We start from the raw sequence: 25,054 nt of genomic DNA, 5'->3' as shown, positions 1-25,054 counted from the left end.
TCCCATGAAAAAATTAGTGACTGGAATTGTTCTCTTTCATTCTCTGCTGTCTTATGCACAGAAGGACGACAAAACAAGGGTTCTTTCTGAAATTACCGAAAAAGTGAAGCGCTATTATGTAGATAAAGAAGCTTACAAAAAGGTAGATTCTTCATTTCAAAATGACCTTAAAAAAGGAACATTGAATACGTTGAATAAAAATGATTTTGCAGCGTTTATTGGCAAGAAACTCAGATCGGATATAAAAGACTACCATTTTTCTTTCAGATATCTGGAAAACTATAGCCCCGAAAAGGTAGTGGATGAGAAAGAAAAAGAAAAACTGCACGATTTTCACAACAGTCTTGAAAATTTTGGTTTTGAGAGTGTGCGACGGTTGGAAGGAAATATCGGATATATCAATTTTAAAGGGTTTGCTTCCCCAAAATCCAGTGCCAGTACATTAGCCGCCGCCATGAATTTTGTTGCCAGTACGAACGCTTTGATTATTGATCTTAGAGAAAATCAAGGTGGAGATAATGATATGCTTCTGCTATTCTGTAGCTATTTTTTTGATAAGAAAACAGATCTTTATACCACTTATTTCAGACACGAAGATAAAATTGTAACCAACAGTACGCAGGCAGAGGTTTCAGGAACAAAATATCTTCATAAGAAAATCTATATCCTGACCAGTAAAAATACTTTTTCTGCAGCAGAAGGACTTGCCTACTTTTTGCGGGAGCATCATCTGGCCGAAATAATAGGGGAGAAAACCCCTGGAGCAGCCAATCCGGTAGATCCTTTTGTTATTCAAAATCAATATTTACTGCTTGTTCCTACAGGCAAAGTAAGTTCTTCATTGGATGGTAAAAACTGGGAGCATATCGGGTTGAATCCTGATCTGAAGGTAGAGGCTAAAGATGCTTTAAAAGCAGCTCATCGTAAAATTTTAAAAGACATTTTAAAAACTGGAACAAAAACAGAGCTAACTCCATCCGAAATAAAAAATCTTATTCATCAACTGGAACAATAACTGAATTGAAAGTTCTTGCTATCTATTATAATGTAAAAAGATATTTTTAAAAACATACTCATAAAAAAGGGACAAGCTGAATACAACTTGTCCCATATGATTATTTTAAAACCTGCTGGTCATAAAGAATATTGTCATCTTCATCAAAGCTTATGATCAACACCTTAAACTGTTTTGCACTGTCGTTATTAAAGAATTTAATTCTTGGCGGAACATAATCACTGTCAAATAAATTAGGATTCCAGTACAGTGTTTCACGCGTATCATTTTCAATTTTTTCCGGAGCATCATTATCTATCATTTCAATAGGGAATTCTGAAGGTTTATCATATCCTTTGATGATGGATGAGTTGTTCTTTTTTACCTCTTTTTGATTGCTTTTAGCCTGCATATTGCCCTTCATTGTGTAGATGGCTACTGCATCGCCCACCAATCCTGATCCTTTGATGATTTTTACCATCGCAATATTGTTGGTGGGAAGAGTGGAAATCATGGTAGGATCGGTAGCTATTTCATCTAAATAGAGCTTAGCCTGCTGGCCGCGGATATAAGGTACGTTGGTTCCTGAATTATTTCTCTGAAATGTCAGGCCGGCAGCTTTTCCCTGCAGCCAGTCTAAAATATTGGTGTATCCTGACGTATGCTGGTCTTCATTCACGAAATCAAATACAGTAGAATTGACAGAGCTGAACATTCCGCTGGAAAGTTGTTTATCAAGATCTGCCTTCACATCTTTCTTTTTTCCTACCAAAGCAACTTCCTGAATTTGGATATCATTACTCTCTTTCTTTTTTATATTTTTTTGCGTATTGATGGCTCTGGAAATAGTTGGAGGAAGAGTTTTATTTTTATCAGCTTTTACCAATGCATATTTTGTAGCCGGGAAATTGCCCTTAAATGGGGAAGGCGTGACTAACGGTTCTATGGTGACAAACAAATCATCATTTCCAGATTCTTTATTTTCTGAATTGACAAATGCTGAAACTTCCAGCGGTTCATCATTGTTGAGGTTATTTAAATAGATATATCCATTCTGATCTGTTTTGAATTGGCTGAATGCAGGCTGGCTTTGACCCGATTTTGATAATAAATTGATACTCGTATTGGGTAGCAGAGCATTGTTTTTAATAGGTTTTACTCTGTAAGAAAGGTATTTTTGAGACTGGTTCTTAATGGTGGGTGAAACTCCGCTGAGTACAGCATTCCAATCGAATCTTTTCCAGTTTTCTGAAATAAGAAGAGCGTCCAACGCTTCAGTATTGGCATTCTTAGAGAAGTATTGTGCCGGGCTATCTATTCTTGTGGTAAAATCTCCTGTTAACCAAAGACTGCTCAGGATATTTTCTTCTTCCGGTGTCTGAGTACCATTATCTTCGCTTACCACAACCGTATAATTTTTGAAATAAGATTCCGGAGAAAGATCGATACTGTTGAAAGCTCTTGGGGTTGGTTTTAAGCTCTGACCTACTATTTCTGCTTTTTCAACCTTTAAATTACCGGGTTTTATAAAGCAAAGCCTCTGTGCCACCACATTGTCCTGTTCATCAAGAATAACCAATTGCAAGATACCGTTAGCACCACTACTGATTTTTGTAGGAATAAGGCTGGATGCTTCATTGGTCAGATGGTTGATGTTGGCTCTGTAAGCAAGATGGTTATTGATGAGTCCAATAATTTTATAACCCTGCAGTTGCTGTTTTAGGTTAACGCCTTTCAACGTGTATTTGATTCCTTCTTTAGAACTGGAAACTTCTATATTCAGACCGCTGTCTGCAGCTTGTGGCAGATCTATGGTCTGGTTCTTTCCCGCATTATCCTGAATAATAGCCTGATATTTTTTTCCTGGCGCCGGAGTTATTTTAAAAGACGCAACATTTTTATCAAAAGATTTAAATGTAGTGACAGGAGTGTTGGGATTTTGAGAATCTACTATTTTTCCGGACCAGTTTTCCGGCAGAGAAGAATTGGAAGATAATCTTACAGCAAACTTTGTAGGCATGCCGTTAATGAAAGTTCCGCCTTCCGGAAAGGCCTTGGCAGACCAATCGGAACTCTTGGCGATCACCAATGATTCTGTAGAGTTTGGATTGTAAACCGGAATCGTTTTGACAATTTGGAAGTCTTCATTAAAATTGGTCATGTAAGGCGTGTAAGCTCTTACAAAATAAACCTGTTCAGGAAGGTCTTCTTTCAGTTGAAAATCCCCGCTGCCTTCACCATTCGTAAGGAGTACCGTTTTCCAGTCTATTAATTTTTTATCAGAATTGTACAGCTCAACAAACAGAGTAGTGGATAATGCGGAGCGGTTATATCCGTCAAATACAAAACTTTTGAACCAGATTTTATCACCCGCTGCATATTGTGATTTGTCGGTAAGTACATATACTTTTTCCTGCTCGTAATTATCCTCCAGATTGGTAATTGCTTTTTCTAATTTGGTTTGTGCCAGTACAGGCTGTACCATTGAAAGAAGCAATACACAGAACATATTTTTCATAGAAATCTCAGCACATTTTAATTCTTTGCTAATGTAATCATTTAAAGACTTCTGGAGTTGATATTTAACATGTTATTTCACAAGAGTGAAAAGAAATGGATGAGGTTTTCAAGTCAAAAATTTTGAGACGCAGTGCATGGTGAGGCATTGGTGAATGCTAATAGAGAATTGTGAATTAAACAGGAACTTGCTGTAAATTAAAATTTTAGAGATGAAAATTTAATCAACATTTAGTGATAAAAAATATTTTGAATGAATATTTTTATTATTTTTATAAAATAAACTAAAACATGAAAATATATGAAATTTATTCACCTTCCCGAATTCAACCTGACATAGAACCTTAAAAAATCCTTTTAATTTAAATTACAAATAAGCCTCGTCTGATGAGAGGCCTGTAGTTCTATGTACATTAAGATAAAGCATAATTAAAAATCAATACAAACAAAATTAAGCTTAAACAAATCCTTAAATCCAATTATTCCTATGGAAAAATCACACAATCACACACATGGCTGCACTCATTGCTCTTGCCACAATCCTGTTTTGGATGTTCTTAAAGAAGAACTTTTCAGTGCAGAAAATATGACAAAAATAAATCCGGGTTCCGGAAAAGCTACCCACGAAAAACCACAAACTCTGATGGTAAGCGGAGGAATCATCCGCCCTATGATTGGAGGATCAACAGTTACCGTTGAATCTGTTGGGATCGCTGATGGAAAAGTAGTGGTGACCGGTACAAAAGATCAGGTAGAAGAGTATATGAAACAGCACTATCAAGGGTTTCAAAGAAAAGAATTAACCGGTACCCAAACTTTACTTCCGGGTCTGATAGAGCCCCATGTTCATATGGTTCCAACCGCAATGATGCAGGGCTGGCTGGATCTGAGTCCTTTTGAAGGACAGAATTTGAAGGCTGTCTACGATTTGACTTCTGTAGGGACAATCATCAATAATCACATTCCTAAAATTCCAGGTGCTGTTATTTTAGGTAGAGGACTAGATCCTTCATTAATGCCTTTTAAGGAAAAAGACGGTAAAAAAGAGTTAATAACCATTGATAATATATTACTCGACAGTATTAATCATACTACACCGATGATGTTGTTAAGTGCTTCCATGCACACTCTTTATCTGAATACCAAGGCGCTGGAATATGTATTTAAACATAATTCTGACATCAGTGACGAGTATAAAACCGTTGAAAATTATATTGCTGAGACCAAAGGTCAACTACAGGAAGGCTTACAAATGACTCCGGCATTGAAGACGGTAAAGCTGCAGATCATTGCAATGAGCATAGAGATTAATAAATACCTTACCAACCTTTTCAATACGGCAAATTCAAGAGGAGTTACTTTTATGTATGATGCCGGGCTGAATAAAGGTTCTGTAACACTTTTAACCAAATATTTTGAGACCCACCCTGAGCTGGTAAGAACAGGAGGCGCTTATCTATGTTCCAGCCAGGAAGATGTTGATAAACTGGAGCCTTATAAAGAACCAGATCACTATAAACCTGTATATAATGGACATATTAAAGTGGTTTCAGATGGTTCCAACCAAGGTTTGACAGGTTATCAGAGCGCTCCTTATCTGTGTAATCCTGCCAATAATACAGGAGTGTTTAATTTCCCGCAGGCAGGTATTCCTGCGCATACGATTCCGCCAAGCTATAATACATTAATCAATACGGTTGTAGCTGTGAAAGGTTGGCCGCTGATGGTTCATGCCAATGGAGATCAGGCGGTCACATTTGCCATCAATGCTTATCAGCGTTCTTTGGCCCAATATAAAGGTCCGGAGCTTCGTAACCGTATAGAACACTGCTCACTTCTGACGTCAGATCAGATTACCAATATGCTTCAGATGGGAGTATCTCCAAGCTTCCTGATCGGTCACGTGGGTTACTGGGGTTATGCTTTTAAAGAAGTGATATTCGGAGAAAAGGCTCAAATGCTTGATCTTTGTGGTTCAACGCTTGCTGCCGGTATGAGAATTACGCTTCACAGCGACAATGAGGTGAGTCCATTAGGTCCTCTAAGAATGATGGAACAATCCATTACCAGAATCATGGAAAAAAATCCAAACGATATTGAAGTCTTAAACAGTGCGGAACGTATTACTCCGGAACAGGCTTTGATCGCCGTTACTTATGATGCTGCCTGGCAGTGTTATGCAGATAAATGGGTAGGATCATTAAATGAAGGATACTTTGCTGATTTCGTTATATTGGAGCAGGATCCTCTTTCATTGAATACGCCATCATTACAGTATATGAAAATGAGAGACATTCCGGTATTGGAAACATGGGTAGGCGGTATACCTGTGTATACGAAAAGTAAAAATGTAAAAACAATAGCTGAAGAAGATATTCTTTTTTCAGATAAATCATAAAAGGTTCTGAAAAGGACTTAAATAATTGCTAATCAAATAACTATCAGAGCAGATCATTTCTGCTCTGATTTTATTTTTGATACTGTATTGTAATTGATGTAATTATGATTTCAATATTATTTGTTCTTGACATAAGTGTCAATCATTTTTTGAAATTTTGGATTATTAATATAAACATCAAAGCTATGGCTGTTTTGCCCATCAAAATTATCAACGGTAAAAAAACTATAGGTAGATTTTAGATTATTATATGCTCTGTCATTGTAGCCTAAGGTTGTAGGATTCAATTCATTTTGAAGACCGATGAATTTTTTCAACACGTAATCGTCTTTATTGGTTGTAATGTGAATGTTTTTTAATTGTGGGCTGAAGTTTCTATAAGCCCTGTTGTCCGATTGTTTTGTGAAATCAATTTCTCCAATGGCGGGTGCGAGCATGATGCAAACAATCCGATTGGCGTTTTCAGAAAGAGGGGTGTTGTTGTCAACAGCTATACCGAGGCTTTCTGTATCTCTTCTGAATTTATCATTGTAAGGGGGATTGCTTAGAGAGCTTAGGACAACTGATGCTCCCCGGCTATGCGAAATTATAAAAATATCTTTATTGTGTATTTCATTGAGAATCTTGCGCAATCCAAATTCTCCGGCCATTTGGCTGTATCCAGTTGCATAAAACCATATTCTTGCTGAGCTGAATGGATTATTCGAGGTTAGCCCATCCCAATAGAATTCAATGACCTGATCTTGGGTAGGATCTATATTGATTTTTGTGCGTAAAAGGTCATAATTTTTTTTAGATTTTGCTTCATTATTATTGTAACCATGAACGAAAATGAATACTCTTTTTTTGTTTGAAACATCTCTATGGTATTCTGCAAGTTTTTTAGTTTCAAAATTGGTTAGAATGTGTGTTGTATTATTCTGTTGAGCAGTTAGGTATAATGAGGATGTTTTTTTGTATGGACCTATTTGTGTATCCCAGTTTTCAGGATAGAAATTGCCATTAAGATCTACAAACGCTACCGTTGTATTTGGAGGAATCTGTATGTTGGGGTTTGTACTGTTGGGAATATTATTTGTGCGGCACGAGCACAATATAATATAAAGACAAATGATTAGATAGTGCTTTTTCATAATATTTTGATTTATAGATTATGCAAATTTTGATTTTCTAAGTATAGATTGATGGAGAAAAGTCTAGGTAGTCACTGCTGAAAATGATATATTGTTGATAGCCAATTGCTAATAAGACGGTTGAAACCAATTTCTTAAAATGAATCCAGTTTGCTTGAGGTAACAAATTGTAAAACCTTGGGATGGTCTTATTTGATTTGAGGTAGTAGTGGTGTTTTCAAAATATGATGAATTCTCTCAATAAACCTTTCCTTGCTTTTCAATATTGTTGGGTGTAATTTTGTGTAGCGGGAAATGCAAAGAAATATTTTTATTGGAAGATATTTCTTGTGATGGTTTTAGTTTTTTATAACACTAATATACGATTTTATATTGATTGTTGTAAAATAAGTTATTATAATTTATTTTATTTGATAAAATAATACCGTATGTTGTTTATTTTTAAAATATATGTACCTAGTATAAAAAATAGTATTTGTCGTGTAATCAGTCTGAGTCATCGGTATAAGATATAGAATTAACATTTTTGTAAAATATAAGCACGCACATTCAGGTATAGAATGCCATAATTTTTTCTATATTTATAATAAGTAAGTATATGTTTTACTAATGGTTAGAAAAATGGCTTGTGTTTGTATTGTACACTCTAAAGCATGCCTGTAAATAATATAAAAAAAGACAATGCCAATAAACTCAATACCTCCGGACGGAGGCCTTTTATATAAGGAAACAGATATGACTCAGTTTTTCCCTGAGCCTTTAAACGCAATAACAGCCTTATTATTTCTAGCCATAGCTATTTTCTGGACCCTCAAAATGAAAGGTGATTTTAAAAAATATCCTTTTTTAACCTACTGCCTGGTTTTATTATATATTGGTGCCATAGGGGGAACGGTTTACCATTCTTTCAGACAGTGGCCGGTATTTATCATGATGGATTGGCTGCCTATTATGTTGCTCTGTCTGTCTGCCGGATTTTATTTTATAGCGCAGAGTACCCGATGGTATTATGCTGTTGTCTTGGTTCTGGTATATACAGCACTTATGGTGTCTTTGAGAAACTGGATTTTGGTAGATAACCCTTCTCTTTTTATCAACGTCAATTATGCCATCATGGCTTCATTTGTAGTTTTCTCGGTACTAAGGTATTTGATCTATACCCAATGGAAAGCCGGCAAATGGGTAGGCTTTGCTGTATTGTCATTTGTGTTTGCACTGACCTTCCGTATCGCTGATAAATGGGAATGGTTCAGCTTCGGAACACACTTCTTATGGCATACTTTCGGGGCGGTGGCGACGTTTTGTATGTTTAATTATATTAGTTTGACGCGGGATGAAATTAGGAAGAGGTAGGTGGGTTTTGTTACTTTGCTACAAAGTCTCCCACTTTAAGCTAAGCAAATAAGGTTATTTTCTTTGAACATGTTCCGAAGTCGGGAGACTTCGCAGAGCGGGTGATTTTAATCCATGTCTAAATCTAAATAACAAATTTTCCAGATAATTTTGCCTCACAATCTGGATCATTCATAATAAATTCATCGAATGTTTTTCTTAGAATCCCATTATTCCATTTTAAATAATCTTTGAAGGTCGCAAGTATATCTTCTTTGAAATTATCAAATGTTTCCCCTCGTTTTTTACATTTCCTATGGTATTCATCAACAATTCTTTGTTTCCAATCGTAGTTATCTCCAGCAATTTTAGTTTTATATCTATACTCAATATCATAAATTTCCATCCAACGTTCCTTTCTAGTTGAGTTTATGGGAAGTGTACAATCAATTTGTAAATTCCAATTATTTAAATCATCTAAATTTGTATCTGGAGATATAATGCTTAAAATTATTTCGTGATTATCTATGTTTGAATATGGATAAAATACTTCTTCTCTAATGATAGGATTGACTTTGACATTGTATGGTATGTCTTTTTGTCCTTTATTGGGAGCTTTATTACAATTTCCACAAGTTGGAACTAAATTGTAAAAATTTATACTGCAAAATGGATATTTCCCTTTAGAGATGTAATGGTCATAATCGTTTTTAGCTTTGTCATTAATTGGAAGTAAATTTTCCATACCACAAAATGGACAAACAGATGTTTTATTTAGATTTCGAAAGGTATTAAAATGAGTTATCAAATCACCACACTTATCCTTTACTGATTTATATGCAGTTTTGGAAGTTAGTATTTTATATAAAACACCTTCAGAATCATACAGTTCTTTGACTTCTTTTCTTATACTTTCATGAAGATCTTCATATTTGTATGGCATTATCACATTATTACATACACCTTCCACATTATTATTATTTATATATGCATGTTTTACTCTATTTTTATCTTGTTGGGTGGGTAATGCTATATAAGCATTGAAAAGTGCTTCTAATTTAACATCTATTAGAGTTTTGTAATTGTCTATAATGTCTTGAAAATCATTATGAATTAAATAATCATGGGAATAAGCTGTTTGAGTATCATCAAACATTCTTGCGAAGAAAAAATCTAAATAATTATGTAGATTTTCTATAGGGTGTGGAGATATGGATTTATAGAAATAAAGCATTAATTTTCTCTTTTTTCAAGTTGTTCTTTTATATTTCTAAGTTTACTGAATAAGTCGAATTTTTCTACTGAATCACCAAAGTCTCTGTTTAATCGCTCAACTACATTTTTTAAATCATTCATCGTCTGGATGTTCTCTACCATATCAATTAATTCTTTTTTAGCCATTTCTGAAATTCCTTCTGATTTCTCGAAAATTTCATCTAAAATGATTGAAACAGAAGTACCATATACTTGGAATTTTGGATTTGTAAATTGAATCAAACCGTTAACTTTTTCAAATTTATACACATCTTCACTAAATGAATCTGAAATGACAAAAGGGGAATGAGTTGTGAGTATCAATTCTTGATTTCTAACAGTTGCTATGTTACCTTTACTATCATAAGACTTAGCAGCTGCAAGATTTAATGTTTTTATAAATTTAGCTCTCCACTGTGGATTGAAATGGGTGTCTGGTTCATCCATTAAAAACAAACATCCTTCATCTTGCATCATCATGACAGTTCCAACTACCTCGTTGAACTGATGTTCTCCATCTGATAATGATTTATAATAAATATCCTTTTCAGATTTTCCTTCCTCAAAAATTTTACTTATTACTATTTTTTCAATTCTAAAAACTAACCTTGAGGGGTCGGGTTTAGACATTTCATCTGAAATGTTTAATGTTTTATTTGCATTTAGAATTTGTCTTCTTGTAATTGAGTTAACTAAATATAAATTGAAAATTTCTAGCTCATAAAATACTTTGAACAGGGAAAATGCATTTTTAAAATGAAACTTAAAAGTATCTTTTATAGCCTCATCAATCGAAAAATCTAATAATAAGAGATTATATTTTCCCACTTTTTTTTCTTTCCAAAGCGTAGCACAACATTTTAATTTTTCTAAATTTTCAGCAATGTTTTCACTTACTGGTAAAACTTTTTTAAATAAATCATCTGTGTTTAGTGTAATTCGAAATGAAACTAAGTTTTCAATTTGAAGTACTTTTTTTAGAATGCTAGTTTTAGTGTCCTCTCCCAGCAGCATGTTTGCAATGAAGATTGAAAAGTTTGCATTATAATCTAAAAAAAATAATCTATGATTTTCCGCTAACTCATCTCCTTTTTCTATTTTACCTTTGTTTTCAAAGGCTTTAAAATAATGGTATTTTAATTTATAATAAGGATTGCTTATCAACTCATTTTGGCCTGAAGTATACGCTATAATTTTTTTTGGGAGTAGTAAATGAGTATCTTCATCAACTCTTTCAAATGTTATAGCTCCATCAATACTAACAGAAAATTCTGGTTTGTAATCTATGGGTTTAATGATTCTTATGTGTTTATCATAACTAACAGAACCTTCAATTTCACCTATCATAACTGATGAGCTCTTGTAGGGTAGAAAATATTCTATTTCAAACCCAAAATTTTTACTGTTTTTTTCTTCTTCGCTAACTGTATCTAAATGATATATTTCTAAGAAGTAGAAAATCTCTGAAAACAACTCTAAAAAGTTCGATTTACCACTTCCATTTAATCCTGCAAAAACTTTTGTGGATAGTCTATCCTCTCTAAATGAAACATTGAATTCATAGAGTTTGTTCGCCGCAAGACTTCTGAAATTATCACCTAAAATTTTTACACTTTTTATCTTCATTCGATTACTTTAAAATAAACACCTGAGCGTAATTGATCGCCTTTGTCTTTTATAACTTCATAATCTTCGTGACGAAGATTCAACTGAATATTTTCATTTACTGCGTCATAAAAAAACTGCTCTAATTTTATGAATTGATTTTTACCTTTTAAAGCAGAGAAAACAAATGATTTTATATCATCTGCTTCATTTAATTTTGGATTTGTTTTTAATTCTTCGGATGAATGATAATTAGAAAAAACAACTCGTTCACTTTCTAAAAAATTTATTAATATTTCACTGTTAAAATAATATTCTGAATATTCTTCTTTTATCCAATTGGCAACCATTTCAAAATTAACTTCTTCCCATGTAAGTTTTGTTTTAAATTGTTCTTTGGCTTCCTGATTGAGTTGACTTGTTATTGACTTAATTCCGTCAAAAGATTTCATTGCCTGTGACAAAGATTCTGGAATTTGATACGATTTTAAATTTTGAAATGGACTAGCTATTTTATTGATAGATTCAATTTGCTCAAATAAAGCTTTTGGTATCATATTATTTGCTAATGCAATGCTTTTTTGAATATCAGCGGTTTGTTTGATAAACTGTTGCATTGATTTTGATAACTTGGTTTCTAAACTAATGTCTAAAATACTTTCTGCTTTAATTTTCTTTTCAACTTCTCTCATCTGAGCACTTACATCTAGTTTACTTAAGTCTAACTCACCTTTGAACGCTTTTTGGCTAAGTGAACCAAATAGATTTTCTAACTCTTTTAAACTCTCTTTATGATGCTCTTTTACTTTTTCTGCTTTTTCTACTATTGTTGCAAATTTGTTTTGGAATTTGATTGGAGGAACAATTATTGGAATCGAATTACAAATACTTTTGTTCATATATGCAACTGTTGTTTTAGAAGCATTTGCATGCATGAATCGCTCTTCAAAACCTAGAGCAAACATTAAAAAAATATTATTTAATTCTCGGTGACATTGAAATGAATGTAACTGTTGGTTTATTATACATTCAACTTTATTAATAGATATAATATTTAGTTGACCTACACAGGTCATTATTACACTATTTGAGGGTATAATTTTACCTCTAACATTAGTTATTTCTTCAAGAGTTAAACCAATATTTTCTTTTGATTTGTTAAAAAAGGATTTGTTGTTTAAATCTTCTGTTTTAATCCACGGAATATTTCCACTAAATGATTTTGGTTTATCTCTTCCAGGAACAATGCAATCAGTATATTTGCCAACACTAGTCTTTACCCATTTTTTTTCGTTTTTAACAGGATCACCAAACATATCTAGAAAAGTACTTCTCAAAAAATTTTCTAACAAAATAATACTTTCTTTACGTTGTTGTATTAATGTTTCAACTTTTGTTAATACTTCTACAATACGAATTTGGTCTTTTCTTGAAGGAACAAATATTTTTTCATTTATATAATTATCTAATTTTAGATTTATAATTCCAGTTGTTTTATTCTGGTATTTTAGAGTTTTACCTCTGATATAACCAATAAATAATTGATAAAAAAAATATCTTGGGTATATTTTAAATTTATCGGGTCTTAATACTGCGGTAAAATTATTACATAAGTATATTTCATCTGTTACCAAATCAAAATATACAACTCTTCCAACTGGTTGAGTGGGAGAACCTCCTGATTTTTCAATAATAACATCACCTTGCTTTAACTGCTTTTGGTCAATTTTCTTTTGGTCAATTTTCCTTTGAACAATATTTGAAAAATTAATATTTCCAAGATTGGTAAAATTTGCAGTTCTAATAACATTTATACCATTACCATCAATTACCTCTTCTCCCCATTCACCAGGAATTTTATCCGTAATTAAATCTTTGATTTTAATTTCCATTAAAAAAGTTCTTTTAATTCGTTAATTCCATTTTCTATTTCAACTTCTAAATCTGATAGTTGAGATAGTATTTTTGATGGCTTATCATATTTAATTTCCACATAAACTTCTTCTTTGTATTTACTTAAACTTAAATCATAATCGTTGTCAATAATTTCCTGTTTATGTACAAAGAAATGTTGCTTAGTACGGTCTATCTCTTTTTTAGGATTTCTTTTCTTGTATTTATCAATAATTACATGTAAATCTTGAAAATCACGCTTGCCATTTGATAATATTTTTGGATTACGCTTATCGTCTAAGCTCCAACCATCGCCTTGCATTTCATAGAACCATACATCTTTAGTTTCACCACTTTTCGTAAATATTAAAATAGCTGATGCTACACCTGCATAAGGTCTAAAAATACCACTTGGCATTGCAATTACTGCTTTTAGTTCACATTTATCAAGTAGTAATTTTCTAACGGTAATAAAAGCTTTACTGCTACCAAATAAAACACCCTGTGGTACTACTACACCGGCTGTTCCACCCATTTTAAGCATTTTATAAATACGCTCTAGGAATAATAATTCACTTTTGGTTGAAGAGGTTGTAAAACTGGGGTTTAAATCTCCTTTGTCCATACTACCTGCAAACGGAGGGTTGGCCATTACAACATCGTAAAAATTATCTTCATTATAGTTTTTACTTAAAGTATCTTTATAATCAATTTTAGGTTGGGTAATTCCATGCATCATTAAATTCATTAACCCAATACGAATCATTGTAGGGTCAATGTCAAAACCATAAAACGTTTCTTCGTTTAATATTTTTTTAGCTTGTTCATCCACTAACTTATCTGCAAGTGTTCCTCTAACAAAACCATTATCGTCTTTTTGTTTGTAATTATCACTTGTAAATTCAGTAATGATGTATTTGTACGCAGATAATAGGAAACCTGCTGTTCCACTTGCTGGGTCTGCAATTTTGTGCCCTAATTTTGGTTCAACCAATTCAGTAATTAGTTCAATAATATGAGTTGGTGTTCTAAATTGTCCGTTTTTACCAGAGCTACGTAATGAATCCAAAAGAAATTCATAGAAATCTCCCTGAGCATCAATAAAACGATTCTCTTTTTCTAGTTCTTTATAAATATCATCGATAGTTTTAACTGCCTCCGTTAACATTCTTCCGCTAGGAATCAAGAAAGCAGCATTAGCCATATGTTTTGTGAAAAATGAATTGGCATCATCTAATTGTTTTATAAAAGGAAATACTTTGCTTTGAATGTGTAACAACATATCATCACTGGGCATATTTTTGAAAAAGCTCCAACGGAGTGTTTCTTTTTCTACTGCATTTTTTTCGTCTTTTTCGTCTACACCAGGTGGAAAATATTTTCCTGAAAAAATAGATTTAGAATTATCGCCCTTGTAATCAGCATCACTTATTTTCCTTTTATCCATTTCATCTAGCTGCTTGATAAAAAGTAGATATGTTATTTGTTCAATTGCGTTAAGTGGGTTTGATATACCCCCAGCCCAAAACTTATCCCATAAGGTAGCTACTTTATTCTTCAATTTTTGTGTCAACATGATATTCTAATTATTTAAAGCATTCAATTAATTTTAAAAAACATAAAAGTTGTTTTTTATATGATAATCTGAATCTTTGTTTATTCTGTATTTTTTGATAATCGATTTTAATACCCTTATGAGATTTAGCTTGAATAAGAAGAATACTTTATATATTTCATCTATTCTGAATTTTTCATTTTTTAAGTTCATTAATTCCTAAGTCATGTAAAAGTTTAATGACAATAATAGATATTAATTTTCAATTAATCTGCTAAGATAGTTATTACATAAAAAATAATAAAATAAGTAAAATCGATTTTTAAAATTTTGATGTAATTTTTAACAAGGATGATAACTGGAATATTCCAAATAACAAAAATATTAAAATCTAAACTATAACTATGACGGTAATTATGTTATCTATTCTGCTTATGACATTATTAAGGAGTTTAGTAAAAAGGAACTAAAACAAAACTGAACGAATACTTCAGCAATGTTCTAACGGTTACTACGAAGAATTGATAAAAAAATCCCAACTTTCGTCAGGATTATTCATTTATAAGTTTAAAGAAATCAGATAAACTAATTTTTCTTGCTTCACATATTTTAAAAAGTGTTTCAACTGGTATTCTGTAAGTTTCTTCACTTTTAATTTTTCTAATGGTACTTTCTTCTACACCATGATTTTTGGCAAAAGAATTTTGTGACTTGCCTTCTTGAAGCCAAGGTATCAACCATTTTTTTGTAATGTATGAACAAATTTTTTCGTTTATATCTGTCATAGAACAAATGAAATAATTAAATAATAAAAAATTACGGTCGATCGACCGTAATTGAATTTCTTTTCCTACATTTATAAAAAAATACAAACAATGAAAAAAAGCAGAACAAAATTCGACTCCCGGTTTCGGACAGATAAGAAACATTCCGGGCTGCAGCTGATGGAAACATTCTTTCAGTTCAATGAGCTGGATGTTTCCAAAGAAAGGCTCAGCAACATTATGAATTATGCAGTAAAGAGGAATAGCTGGATCAATGAAGATCCGGCGGTGATCTTTGAGTTTCATCAGTCGATGAGGTCGTTGATCCGGGCAGGATACCTCATCATGCTGAAGGAAAGAAAATGGACGGTAGATACACAACCGGAAAAGATTTCTCCGTGGGTTCTTGGTTTGCTTTCGGAGAAAGAATACCGGAATCCGCTGTTGGTTTTCAAAAAAGCATTCAGAGCCTATAGCATCAAAGAGTTTGATTATTTTATGTCCGGAATCGTCTATTTTTCAATGGGCGTCTATGAAAATCTACCGGAAAGGAATATTGTGATGCCTTACATTCATACGGTTAAAATGCTGGATGCCGCGCACCTTATCCTTCAGAGAAGGAGAGAAAAGAAGATCGCTGAAACCAGTTAAGAATAAGAAGCTTGTTGGTAAATAAAAGTTTGGGAGCTGTTGATACGGTTGATTAATACGCTGATGGCCTATTTTTCTGACGCAAAGCTTACATTTTTGAAACTGTTGATTGTAAGAGAGCAAAGGAAAGAATCAACGAAGTTGATTCGCTGAGGCATATGGATAAGCATGCCGCTTCATCAGCGACAAAGTCGCATTGCTTTGCCCACTAAAATAAAACGGAATTACTAATTATCTTTGCGTTCATCTTTCTACTCAAGAATAATTTAAATACGAACTGGTGACGTGTTTTTTTTAACGCAAAAGTTTTGTTTTTGAAACTGTTGATTGTAAGAGAGCAAAGGAAAGAATCAACGAAGTTGATTCGCTGAGGCATATGGATAAGCATGCCGCTTCATCAGCGACAAAGTCGCATCACTTTGCCCACTAAAATAAAACGGAATTATTAATGATCTTTGCGTTCATCTTTCTACTCAAGAATAATTTAAATACGAACTGGTGACGTGTTTTTTTAAACGCAAAGGTTTTGTTTTTGAAACTGTTGATTGTAAGAGTGCAAAGGAAAGAATCAACTTTGTTGATTCGCTGAAGCATATGGATAAGTATGCCGCTTCATCAGCGACAAAGTCGCATTGCTTTGCCCACTAAAATAAAACGAAATTAGTAATGATCTTTGCGTTCATCTTTTTTTCAAAAAATAACTTCAAATATTGTGTTCTGCTGTGCAAGGTCCGACTTTAAGCTTGTTTCAAAGTCAGGAGACTTCAGAGAGCAGAGAAAAGAAAATGATTGATACCAGTTAAGAATAAAAAATGCCCCTTTTTCAGGGGCATTATATTATTGTGCTTTTACTTGCTCTATCTTTATATAAATTTTAGAAAGGTTGGGTTGGGCACTGCCTGAGGTAGGGGCTCCTGCCATAATGGTTGCGGTATAAGCGGTTTTTGAAGAAGAATTACTGTCTATCCAGGTATATCTTCTATGCTCAGGTCCGCCACTGGAACCATCTATAATCCCTACGTTTCCCCAGTAAGCGCTTCCTACCGCTCCGGTGCCTTGCGGAAACCAGGTAGCCGTTGCATCTCCCATACCGCCCCATACTCCTGAAGTAATATTGTTGGTAGTTTGAGCTGCTCCAATATAACCGCCATATTCGGTATTGTAATTCCAATATAGATTTACGGTAGAACCTGTATTGTTAAATAATTGTACATTAGGAATTGCGGCGGTTGTACCACTTGTGGTATCAAATATTACTCTGATAGAATACTTACCATCCGGGGTGGCAAGAGGAAAAGTATAGGCTTGTTTCCCGTTGGAATCAGTTGTCAGAGTAGGATATCCCATTGCAGCAACAGGAGCAATATCTGCACGGCTGGAATTTCCTACGGTAGCGGTACAGTTTTGTGCTGCTGTTAAGAAAGGAACTGTAGCGTTGGTTATTGGAAGGGTCATATCATTAGCAGTGGTAGGAGTTCCACTCACCGAGAATACCAATTCGCCATCCCCAAACTCCAGAGTTCCGGGTCTTAGCTGGAAGGTTAATCCGTTCGCTACAAAAGGAGCTCCTGAATTATAAGCACCTCCGTTTCCGCCACTATAAGTAATTCTCAGGTTTCCACTGAAAGGAGTACCTGCTGTATAAGTAGAAGGATTTAAGTACGCTGTAGTACATTGTAATGCAGAAATGGCGGGAGCCACAGCATTGGTTGCTTGTGTAATTCTTTGCCATACAGATCCATCAAAATAATAATAGCCCATCGCTGTAACATTCACACGTTGTCCGGCAGTATCTCCACCAGTAACGTCTGTAATGTAAATTAATGCTCCACTCTGATTGCTGCCATACGTAGCCGTATTTACTGTAAGCTCAGCTCTTGTAAGTCTCGGGGCCTGTAATCCGAATGTTTGGGTGTTATCCGTAATCAGTCCTGAGGTGTCTCTTTTGGCAGATACATCCACCGTTGTTTTGGGTGAAGTTGTGTTGAACCCTACTTGGGCAAACGAGAATCCTGAAATAAGGATAGCACAGACTTGTGTAAATTTTGTTTTCATATAAAGGTGTGATTTTGTGTAAGTCAAATATAACTTTTTTTATGGATAATAAAAAGCAATGACTTTATAATTGATAAAAATTAATTAATTGGTAATATTTGTTTGATTTCAGTATTTTATTTCTGGTTAAAATTATTAATGTCAAATTCTGTTTTTATATAAATCATATTCTATAATTGGGGGTTTAATTGAAAAAATAAGATGTTGATTATGGGTTTATGATTCAAAACTTTCATTTTTGAAACTGCTGATTTTAGAAAAGTAAATGATGTAACCTACTTTGTTGATTTGCTGAAGTATATGGATAAGCGTATCGCTTCATCAGCGACAAAGTCACATTGCTTTGCCCGCTTAGAATAAAAGAGAATTGTTGATGAACTTTGCGTTTATCTTTCTAATCATTAATAATTTAAACAGGAACTGATGATCTGTTTTCTAACGCAAAGCTTATATTTTTGAAACTGCTGATTGTAAGAAAGCAAAGGAAAGAATCAAAAGAGTTGATTCGCTGAAGAGTATGGATAAGCGTACTGCTTCGTCAGCGACAAAGTCGCATCACTTTGCCCACTTATAATAAAGCGTAATTATTAATGAACTTTGCGTTTATCTTTCTAATCAGGAATCATTTAAACAAGAACTGATGATCTGTTTTCTAACGCAAAGCTAAAATTTTTGAAACTGCTGATTGTAAGAAAGCAAAGGAAAGAATCAACAGAGTTGATTCGCTGAAGCGTATGGATAAGCGTAATGCTTCATCAACGACAAAGTCGCATTGCTTTGCTTGCTTACAATAAAGCGTCATTATTAATGAACTTTGCGTTTATCTTTTTCTTCACACTATGATTTTGAGAAAAATATAAGAGAATGTTTGGAGTTGCCGAATGCTTTTTCTTTTATGGTTGAAAGAAAGATGATTTACTTATATTTGCCGCAAAGCAAATTTAAATGTTCAAAAAAGTAAGCACTGTATTTATTCTTGGCTTTTATACGGTATTTTGTTCGGCCCAACAGGTCCGGCCTTCCAAATCATCTGAAATTTACCGTGAAATCAAAACGCTGAAACATCTTCCTAAAGTTTTATACCTTGCAGCTCATCCCGATGATGAAAATACGGGATTGCTCTCCTGGTTAATCAACGATCAAAATGTAGAAACGGGCTATCTGTCTTTAACCAGAGGTGATGGTGGTCAGAATTTATTAGGCACAGAACAAGGAGCTGCATTGGGTTTAATCAGAACGCATGAGCTTTTAGAGGCAAGAAAGCTAGACGGTGCCCAGCAGTTTTTTACCCGTGCGATTGATTTCGGGTTTTCTAAAAATACTACCGACACCTTTAAACAATGGAATGCAGATAATATTACAGCGGATGTCGTTTGGGTAATCCGAAAATTCCGTCCGGATATTATCATTTGTCGTTTTCCTCCTACTGCTGCGGCAGGACACGGACAACATGCGGCTTCGGCTGTGGTGGCGGAAAAAGCTTTTAAGCTGGCAGGCGATAAAATGGCTTTCCCGGATCAACTGAAATATGTCAATGCATGGCAACCCAAACGTGTATTGTGGAATACTTTCCGTTTTGGTGGGGTGAATACAACCGCTGAAAATCAACTGAAAGTGACCGTTGGGCAATATGATGCACAACTGGGAATGGGCTATGGTGAATTGGCTGGATTAAGCAGAAGTTTACATAAAAGTCAGGGTGCAGGAACACAGTCTGTAGCTGGCATCAGAACAGAATATTTTTCCCATGTTATCGGTGAGCCGGCAAAAACAACACTTTTCGATGGAGTAGTTAAAACCTGGACTTCACAAGGAAACGCTGATATTGACCAGTCATTAGATCAGATTATTTCTGCTTTCAATTTCAATAATCCTGACCTCAGCTTACCTGCTTTGCTCGCTTTAAGAAAAAAGGTCATGGCACTCAAAGATGGAGATCTGAAAAACGATAAAATTAAATCTCTTGACCATATCATTTTAAGCTGTGCCGGGTTTATGGGTGAGGTTGTTACCAATCAGGCTGAAGCGGTTGCCGGAGATCATTACAATTTCAGGTTAAATCTGATTTCAAGAGCTGCAAATCCTGTTATTTTAGAGGATGTACAATGGTTAAGTCAATCAGAAAACTTTAATAGAAAACTATCAAAAGATTCTTTAATTACTATTCAGCATGACATTCAGATTCCTGCTGATGCAGCACTCACAGAACCTTACTGGTTGGCAAAACCTCCCGTGAATGCAGCCACTTTCTCCGTTCCCAATGATACTTTAATCGGTTTACCGGAGGCAGAATCACCGCTGAATGTTTTACTGGGTTTAAAAATCGGTTCGGAAAAGTTTCAGGTTAGACTTCCTTTATCTTTCAAGAAATTAGATCCGGTTCGTGGTGATGTGGTGGAAGCTTTGCGCATTGTTCCTGCATTGGAACTGAAATTCACACAGTCACTTTATTGGGTTAAAGAAAATGAAGATTTACGTTTGAGTTTAAATTTTAAGGTGAACTCTAACAAACCGTTCAATAAAGGTGTTTTAAACCTTATGTATAACGGAGAACGATTAGGGAGCACTGACGTAAATTTGCTCAATGGGAAAGATTTTACAGTCGATTACGTTATTCCAAAAACGAAGCTTGCTTCAATACATTCATCTCGTTTGCCATTGGATGCCAGTTTTATTGCAGATGGAGTAGCTTATAATAAAAAACAAGTATTAATTCAGTATCCGCATTTACCTTCTTTACAATATTTTGCGCCCGCAACTTCAATCGTAATGAAAGGCGATATTCAGGCGAAGATTAAAAAAATTGGTTACATAGAAGGTGCCGGTGATTTCATTCCTGAGTTTCTGCGCATTGCCGGTATTCAGGTAGATGTTCTGAAAGACGAAGATTTTTATGGAAACATAGATGAATCCGGTGGAAATGGTAATCAAAACAAACTATCACAATATGATGCCATCGTATTGGGTGTTCGTGCTAATAACACCGAGAAAAAGCTGGGCCGCTGGATGCCGTTTTTATGGTCCTATGCCAAGAGTGGAGGGAATCTGGTGATGCAATATAACACCAACCAGGATACAACCGTTGACAAATTGGGAATGTACAATTTCAGTATTGCCAATAAGCGTGTTACTGAAGAAAATGCTGCAGTAACATTTTTAAATCCCAATCATAAATTACTGAACTTTCCGAACAAAATTACTGCGGATGATTTTAAAGGCTGGGTACAGGAGCGTGGTGCTTATTTTCCTGCTCAATGGGATGCTGCCTATGAACCGCTTTTTGAAATGCATGATACAGACGAAGAACCTCTTCAGGGGTCAACTTTATATGCCAAATACGGGAAAGGTAATTTTATCTATACACCGTTGGCATTTTTCAGACAGTTGCCTGCAGGAAATGTGGGAGCTGCACGTTTATTTTTAAACTTTTTATCTGCACAGAAAAACTGATGAACAAACAACTTAAAAGCTGGAATATCTGGTACATACTATTAGCCGTTGCATTAGTAGTACAGATCGTATTTTATTATGGGTTTACTAAATTCTGGGCATGAGTAATGTAGATTGGACCGTTCTTATTGTTACACTTGTTGCAGTGGTAGTTTACGGCGTATTGATCGGCCGTGGTCAAAAAAGCAACGAATCATACCTGAAAGCAGATAATAAAATGCCCTGGTACATTGTACTTATAGGGATTATGGCGACTCAGGCAAGTGCTATTACATTTCTTTCAGCACCGGGCCAGGCTTATACAGACGGGATGCGTTTCGTTCAGTATTATTTTGGTTTGCCTTTGGCGATGATTGTGATCTGTATCACCTTCATCCCGATTTTTCAGCGCTTAAATGTGTATACTGCCTATGAATATTTAGAAAACCGTTTTGATAAAAAAACAAGGGTACTCACTTCACTGCTTTTTCTTTTTTCCAGAGGTTTATCAACGGGAATCAGTATTTATGCTCCGAGTATTATCTTATCAAGCGTTTTAAACTGGAATATTTATTTAACGAATGTTTTAACAGGTGGGATTCTGTTGATTTATACCTATATTGGCGGAGCAAAAGCGATCGCTCACACCCAGAAATTACAGTTTCTTATTATTCTGGGAACAATGGCATTTGCCGGGTATTTACTTATTCAGAATATGCCGGATGGAATTGGTTTTAATGATGCGCTGTATCTGGCAGGGAAATCAGGAAAGCTGAATGTCATCACCACAGAGTTCGATTGGAAAGATAAATACAATATCTGGAGTGGAATAATTGGTGGTTTTTTTCTGGCACTTTCTTACTTTGGTACAGACCAGAGTCAGGTTGGGAGGTATATCACTGCGAAAGACAATACCAATGCAAAAATGGGTTTGCTGCTGAACGGACTGGTCAAAATTCCGATGCAGTTTGCTATTCTTTTGATCGGTGCTTTGCTTTTCGCTTTCTTTTCTCTGAAACCGGCTCCGATTTATTTTAATGAACGCTCTTATCAACATTTAAAGGAAGTAAAACCTGAGCAGGCTGCCGTTTTTGAAAAAGAGCATCAGGATTTACAAATAAAATTTAATGCAGAATCGAAAGAAATTCTAAAGTTGAAAGAAACTCATTCTCCTCAACTTCAAAAAACAATTCAGGATTTTAAAAATACACAGACAGAAGTAAAGGCATTGCACAGCAGGGTAGAGGAAGCTATCAATCATTCCAACTATAATGCAGAGAAAACGGATACGAATTACATTTTCCTTTATTTCGTAAAAAATACTTTGCCTGTAGGGATGATCGGTTTACTGTTTGCCGTCATTTTTCTGGCCAGCTGGGGCTCCATTTCGGCTGCGCTGAATTCCCTTGCTGCCTGCTCGTTAAAAGATGTTCATTTGCTATTTAAAAAAGAACTTCCTGATGAAAAAACCGAATTGAAGTACAGCCGTCTGCACACTTTAGCATGGGGTATTTTCTCCATCGGTGTAGCCATGTTTGCTACGCAAATGGGATCTCTTATTGAAGCGGTTAATGTATTAGGTTCTCTTTTCTACGGTCCGATATTGGGAATTTTCCTGGTGGCATTTTACTATAAAAAAATTGACGGAGCGAATGTATTTATTGCTGCAATTTTATCAGAAATTACAGTCATTGCCATTTATCAGTTTGATATTATTTCTTTCCTTTGGCTTAATGTAATAGGGGCAGCAGCGGTCATTATATTTTCAGCAATCGGATTGCTGTTTTATAAGCAGAAAACAGTAAATTCGTAAGCAAATAATAATAAAAACAAACAAATAAAATATTATGAAAACAATGATTAAATCTGCTACTGTACTTTTCGCAGCAGTGACGCTTTCAGTAAATGCTTTTGCACAGGAAACTAAAAAACCTGCCAGCCCTCCGGCTACTGCTACAGGAAAAATTAAAGATGCAAACATTACTATTGCGTATAGCAGTCCTTCTGTAAAAGGACGTACAATCTGGGGTGGTTTGGAAGCTTATGATAAAGTTTGGCGTGCAGGTGCTAATGAAGCGACTACTTTCGAAACAGATAAAGATATTACCGTTCAGGGTAAAAAACTACCTGCAGGTAAATACAGCTTTTTCTTAATCCCTAAACAAAGCGGAACCTGGACTGCAATTTTTAACAAAGAGCCTAAACAATGGGGAGCTTATAAATACGAACAGGCTAAAGATGCTTTACGTGTTGATGTAAAAACAAAGGCTTTACCAGCAACACAGGAAGCTTTGGTTTATAAAGTAAACAATAATGGATTCACAATGGATTGGGATAAAATCTCAGTTCCTGTAGAGATCAAATAAATGTAAATACAAGAAATTAAAATCCCGGATTAACCGGGATTTTTTGTTTATCATTTTGATATTGTATTCAATAGATTGTTTTGTCTCGTATAAAAAAGGGGAATCGAAAATGATTCCCCTTTTTTATATTTTATATTAAGCCTCAATAAATTCCAAAAGATCTTTATTAATGGTTTCATGCTCTGTAGTAGGCATTCCGTGAGGGAAACCCGGATACGTAATCAGTTTTCCGTTTTTCAACAGTTTTGCAGATTTAATGGCAGAGTTTTCGATGGGAACAATTTGGTCATCTTCTCCGTGAAGAACCAAAACAGGAATATCCACAGCTTTTAAATCTTCAGTAAAATCAGTCTCGGAAAATGCTTTGATTCCGTCATAATGTGCCACAATTCCACCCATCATTCCTTGTCTCCACCAGTTTCTCTGTACCCCGTCTTTTATATTAGCTTCTTCTCTGTTGTAGCCGTAGAAAGGGAAAGTCAAATCAAAATAAAACTGGTTTCTGTTATTCAAAGTCTGTTCTCTGATTCCGTCAAAAACTTCCATCGGAACACCATCAGGATTGTTTTCACTTTTTACCATTACTGGTGGAACAGCGCTAATTAAAACTGCTTTTTTGGCTCTTCCGTTAGAATATTTGTGAACGTAACGGATCACTTCACCACCTCCTGTAGAGTGACCAATGTGAACGACATCTTTCAAGTCAAGGAATTCAACCAATTCTGCAGCGTCAGAAGCATATTGCTCGATGGTGTGATTGTAAATATTCTGGCTGGAACGACCGTGACCTCTTCTGTCGTGTGAAATTACTCTGTACCCTCTCTGAAGGAAGAAAATTACCTGTGCATCCCAATCGTCTGATGATAATGGCCATCCGTGGTGAAACATTAGTACTGGTCCTTCTCCCTGGTCTTTATAAAAAATCTCTGTTCCGTCTTTTAATTGTAATGTGCTCATTGTTTTGAATTTTTAATGTTTGGTTAATTTATTTGATAAGTATTTGTTTTCTTATTTCTTCAGCAAATGTATGGTGGATAAAGCAGGGAGAAATTAATCTAGTTTAATTTCGTACATTTTGATCAATTTTTTTTATTCTGATAGCTATTTC

General features: G+C 34.7%; 16 protein-coding genes. 7 read left to right on the top strand and 9 right to left on the bottom strand.

The genetic code is table 11. The features are described 5' to 3' along the window. The first annotated feature begins 4 nt into the window (after positions 1-4). Complete coding sequence (locus ACKTTZ_RS24485; RefSeq protein ID WP_407846844.1) at positions 5-1,015, top strand: S41 family peptidase; 1,011 nt, start codon at positions 5-7, stop codon at positions 1,013-1,015. 100 nt (positions 1,016-1,115) lie between these two features. Here ACKTTZ_RS24485 and ACKTTZ_RS24480 read toward each other — a convergent pair whose 3' ends face one another. Continuing rightward, a complete protein-coding gene (locus tag ACKTTZ_RS24480) occupies positions 1,116-3,512 on the bottom strand; it encodes a hypothetical protein (RefSeq protein ID WP_407846843.1) in 2,397 nt (798 codons plus the stop codon). Between the two features lie 486 nt (positions 3,513-3,998). Here ACKTTZ_RS24480 and ACKTTZ_RS24475 point away from each other — a divergent pair, with 486 nt between their 5' ends. Then, positions 3,999-5,909, top strand: coding sequence for an amidohydrolase (locus ACKTTZ_RS24475; RefSeq protein ID WP_407846842.1), 1,911 nt, complete (start codon positions 3,999-4,001; stop codon positions 5,907-5,909). A 116-nt stretch (positions 5,910-6,025) separates the two neighbouring features. Here ACKTTZ_RS24475 and ACKTTZ_RS24470 read toward each other — a convergent pair whose 3' ends face one another. After that, complete coding sequence (locus tag ACKTTZ_RS24470; protein WP_407846841.1) at positions 6,026-7,042, bottom strand: alpha/beta hydrolase; 1,017 nt, start codon at positions 7,040-7,042, stop codon at positions 6,026-6,028. A gap of 681 nt (positions 7,043-7,723) precedes the next feature. Between ACKTTZ_RS24470 and ACKTTZ_RS24465 the strand changes: the two genes are divergently transcribed. Continuing rightward, positions 7,724-8,395, top strand: coding sequence for a hypothetical protein (locus tag ACKTTZ_RS24465; RefSeq protein ID WP_407846840.1), 672 nt, complete (start codon positions 7,724-7,726; stop codon positions 8,393-8,395). Between the two features lie 124 nt (positions 8,396-8,519). Here the strand turns inward: ACKTTZ_RS24465 and ACKTTZ_RS24460 are convergent, their stop codons facing one another. The 5 genes from ACKTTZ_RS24460 to ACKTTZ_RS24440 all read right to left on the bottom strand — a co-directional run bounded on the left by ACKTTZ_RS24460 (position 8,520) and on the right by ACKTTZ_RS24440 (position 15,466). Beyond that, positions 8,520-9,608: a hypothetical protein gene (locus ACKTTZ_RS24460; protein ID WP_407846839.1), complete on the bottom strand. Its 1,089-nt coding sequence runs from the start codon at positions 9,606-9,608 to the stop codon at positions 8,520-8,522. Beyond that, positions 9,608-11,254 (bottom strand): restriction system-associated AAA family ATPase, encoded by a 1,647-nt coding sequence (locus tag ACKTTZ_RS24455; RefSeq protein WP_407846838.1) that lies wholly within the window; start codon positions 11,252-11,254, stop codon positions 9,608-9,610. Before ACKTTZ_RS24455 ends, ACKTTZ_RS24460 begins: the two co-directional genes overlap by 1 nt. Continuing rightward, entirely contained in the window at positions 11,251-13,125 is a 1,875-nt protein-coding gene (locus ACKTTZ_RS24450) for a restriction endonuclease subunit S (RefSeq protein WP_407846837.1), read from the bottom strand. Before ACKTTZ_RS24450 ends, ACKTTZ_RS24455 begins: the two co-directional genes overlap by 4 nt. Then, positions 13,125-14,702, bottom strand: a complete 1,578-nt coding sequence (locus tag ACKTTZ_RS24445; RefSeq protein WP_115928906.1) for a type I restriction-modification system subunit M — start codon at positions 14,700-14,702, stop codon at positions 13,125-13,127. Before ACKTTZ_RS24445 ends, ACKTTZ_RS24450 begins: the two co-directional genes overlap by 1 nt. A 530-nt stretch (positions 14,703-15,232) precedes the next feature. Beyond that, the gene (locus tag ACKTTZ_RS24440) at positions 15,233-15,466 is read right to left on the bottom strand and encodes a helix-turn-helix transcriptional regulator (RefSeq protein ID WP_002977873.1); all 234 of its coding nucleotides are present in this window, start codon (positions 15,464-15,466) and stop codon (positions 15,233-15,235) included. Between the two features lie 90 nt (positions 15,467-15,556). On the opposite strand from ACKTTZ_RS24440, the gene ACKTTZ_RS24435 reads away from it, so the two are divergent. Beyond that, complete coding sequence (locus tag ACKTTZ_RS24435) at positions 15,557-16,096, top strand: hypothetical protein (protein ID WP_407846836.1); 540 nt, start codon at positions 15,557-15,559, stop codon at positions 16,094-16,096. An 837-nt stretch (positions 16,097-16,933) separates the two neighbouring features. Here ACKTTZ_RS24435 and ACKTTZ_RS24430 read toward each other — a convergent pair. Beyond that, positions 16,934-18,151: a hypothetical protein gene (locus ACKTTZ_RS24430; protein ID WP_407846835.1), complete on the bottom strand. Its 1,218-nt coding sequence runs from the start codon at positions 18,149-18,151 to the stop codon at positions 16,934-16,936. Positions 18,152-19,096: 945 nt separating this feature from the next. On the opposite strand from ACKTTZ_RS24430, the gene ACKTTZ_RS24425 reads away from it, so the two are divergent. From ACKTTZ_RS24425 to ACKTTZ_RS24415, 3 genes are all read left to right on the top strand, one after another. Beyond that, entirely contained in the window at positions 19,097-21,601 is a 2,505-nt protein-coding gene (locus ACKTTZ_RS24425) for a PIG-L family deacetylase (RefSeq protein WP_034697551.1), read from the top strand. A 100-nt stretch (positions 21,602-21,701) separates the two neighbouring features. After that, a complete protein-coding gene (locus tag ACKTTZ_RS24420; protein WP_407846834.1) occupies positions 21,702-23,393 on the top strand; it encodes a sodium:solute symporter in 1,692 nt (563 codons plus the stop codon). A gap of 34 nt (positions 23,394-23,427) precedes the next feature. Next, positions 23,428-23,946, top strand: a complete 519-nt coding sequence (locus ACKTTZ_RS24415) for a DUF2911 domain-containing protein (protein WP_034697549.1) — start codon at positions 23,428-23,430, stop codon at positions 23,944-23,946. A 135-nt stretch (positions 23,947-24,081) separates the two neighbouring features. On the opposite strand, the gene ACKTTZ_RS24410 is transcribed toward ACKTTZ_RS24415, so the two are convergent. Continuing rightward, positions 24,082-24,903, bottom strand: coding sequence for an alpha/beta fold hydrolase (locus ACKTTZ_RS24410; RefSeq protein ID WP_407846833.1), 822 nt, complete (start codon positions 24,901-24,903; stop codon positions 24,082-24,084). Positions 24,904-25,054 lie beyond the last annotated feature (151 nt).

Source organism: Chryseobacterium sp. KCF3-3, assembly GCF_045865955.1.
Taxonomy (GTDB): Bacteria; Bacteroidota; Bacteroidia; order Flavobacteriales; family Weeksellaceae; genus Chryseobacterium.
The sequence above is the reverse complement of the archived record's forward strand: the minus strand, read 5'-3'. Positions and strand labels throughout refer to the sequence as shown.

Bases quoted from the DNA above. Each gene is read 5' to 3' on its own strand.
- ACKTTZ_RS24430 (WP_407846835.1), bottom strand. From the start codon at position 18,151: ATGAAAACAAAATTTACACAAGTCTGTGCTATCCTTATTTCAGGATTC.
- ACKTTZ_RS24445 (WP_115928906.1), bottom strand. From the start codon at position 14,702: ATGTTGACACAAAAATTGAAGAATAAAGTAGCTACCTTATGGGATAAG.
- ACKTTZ_RS24470 (WP_407846841.1), bottom strand. From the start codon at position 7,042: ATGAAAAAGCACTATCTAATCATTTGTCTTTATATTATATTGTGCTCG.
- ACKTTZ_RS24465 (WP_407846840.1), top strand. From the start codon at position 7,724: ATGCCAATAAACTCAATACCTCCGGACGGAGGCCTTTTATATAAGGAA.
- ACKTTZ_RS24485 (WP_407846844.1), top strand. From the start codon at position 5: ATGAAAAAATTAGTGACTGGAATTGTTCTCTTTCATTCTCTGCTGTCT.
- ACKTTZ_RS24450 (WP_407846837.1), bottom strand. From the start codon at position 13,125: ATGGAAATTAAAATCAAAGATTTAATTACGGATAAAATTCCTGGTGAA.
- ACKTTZ_RS24415 (WP_034697549.1), top strand. From the start codon at position 23,428: ATGAAAACAATGATTAAATCTGCTACTGTACTTTTCGCAGCAGTGACG.
- ACKTTZ_RS24440 (WP_002977873.1), bottom strand. From the start codon at position 15,466: ATGACAGATATAAACGAAAAAATTTGTTCATACATTACAAAAAAATGG.
- ACKTTZ_RS24435 (WP_407846836.1), top strand. From the start codon at position 15,557: ATGAAAAAAAGCAGAACAAAATTCGACTCCCGGTTTCGGACAGATAAG.
- ACKTTZ_RS24475 (WP_407846842.1), top strand. From the start codon at position 3,999: ATGGAAAAATCACACAATCACACACATGGCTGCACTCATTGCTCTTGC.
- ACKTTZ_RS24420 (WP_407846834.1), top strand. From the start codon at position 21,702: ATGAGTAATGTAGATTGGACCGTTCTTATTGTTACACTTGTTGCAGTG.
- ACKTTZ_RS24410 (WP_407846833.1), bottom strand. From the start codon at position 24,903: ATGAGCACATTACAATTAAAAGACGGAACAGAGATTTTTTATAAAGAC.
- ACKTTZ_RS24425 (WP_034697551.1), top strand. From the start codon at position 19,097: ATGTTCAAAAAAGTAAGCACTGTATTTATTCTTGGCTTTTATACGGTA.
- ACKTTZ_RS24460 (WP_407846839.1), bottom strand. From the start codon at position 9,608: ATGCTTTATTTCTATAAATCCATATCTCCACACCCTATAGAAAATCTA.
- ACKTTZ_RS24480 (WP_407846843.1), bottom strand. From the start codon at position 3,512: ATGAAAAATATGTTCTGTGTATTGCTTCTTTCAATGGTACAGCCTGTA.
- ACKTTZ_RS24455 (WP_407846838.1), bottom strand. From the start codon at position 11,254: ATGAAGATAAAAAGTGTAAAAATTTTAGGTGATAATTTCAGAAGTCTT.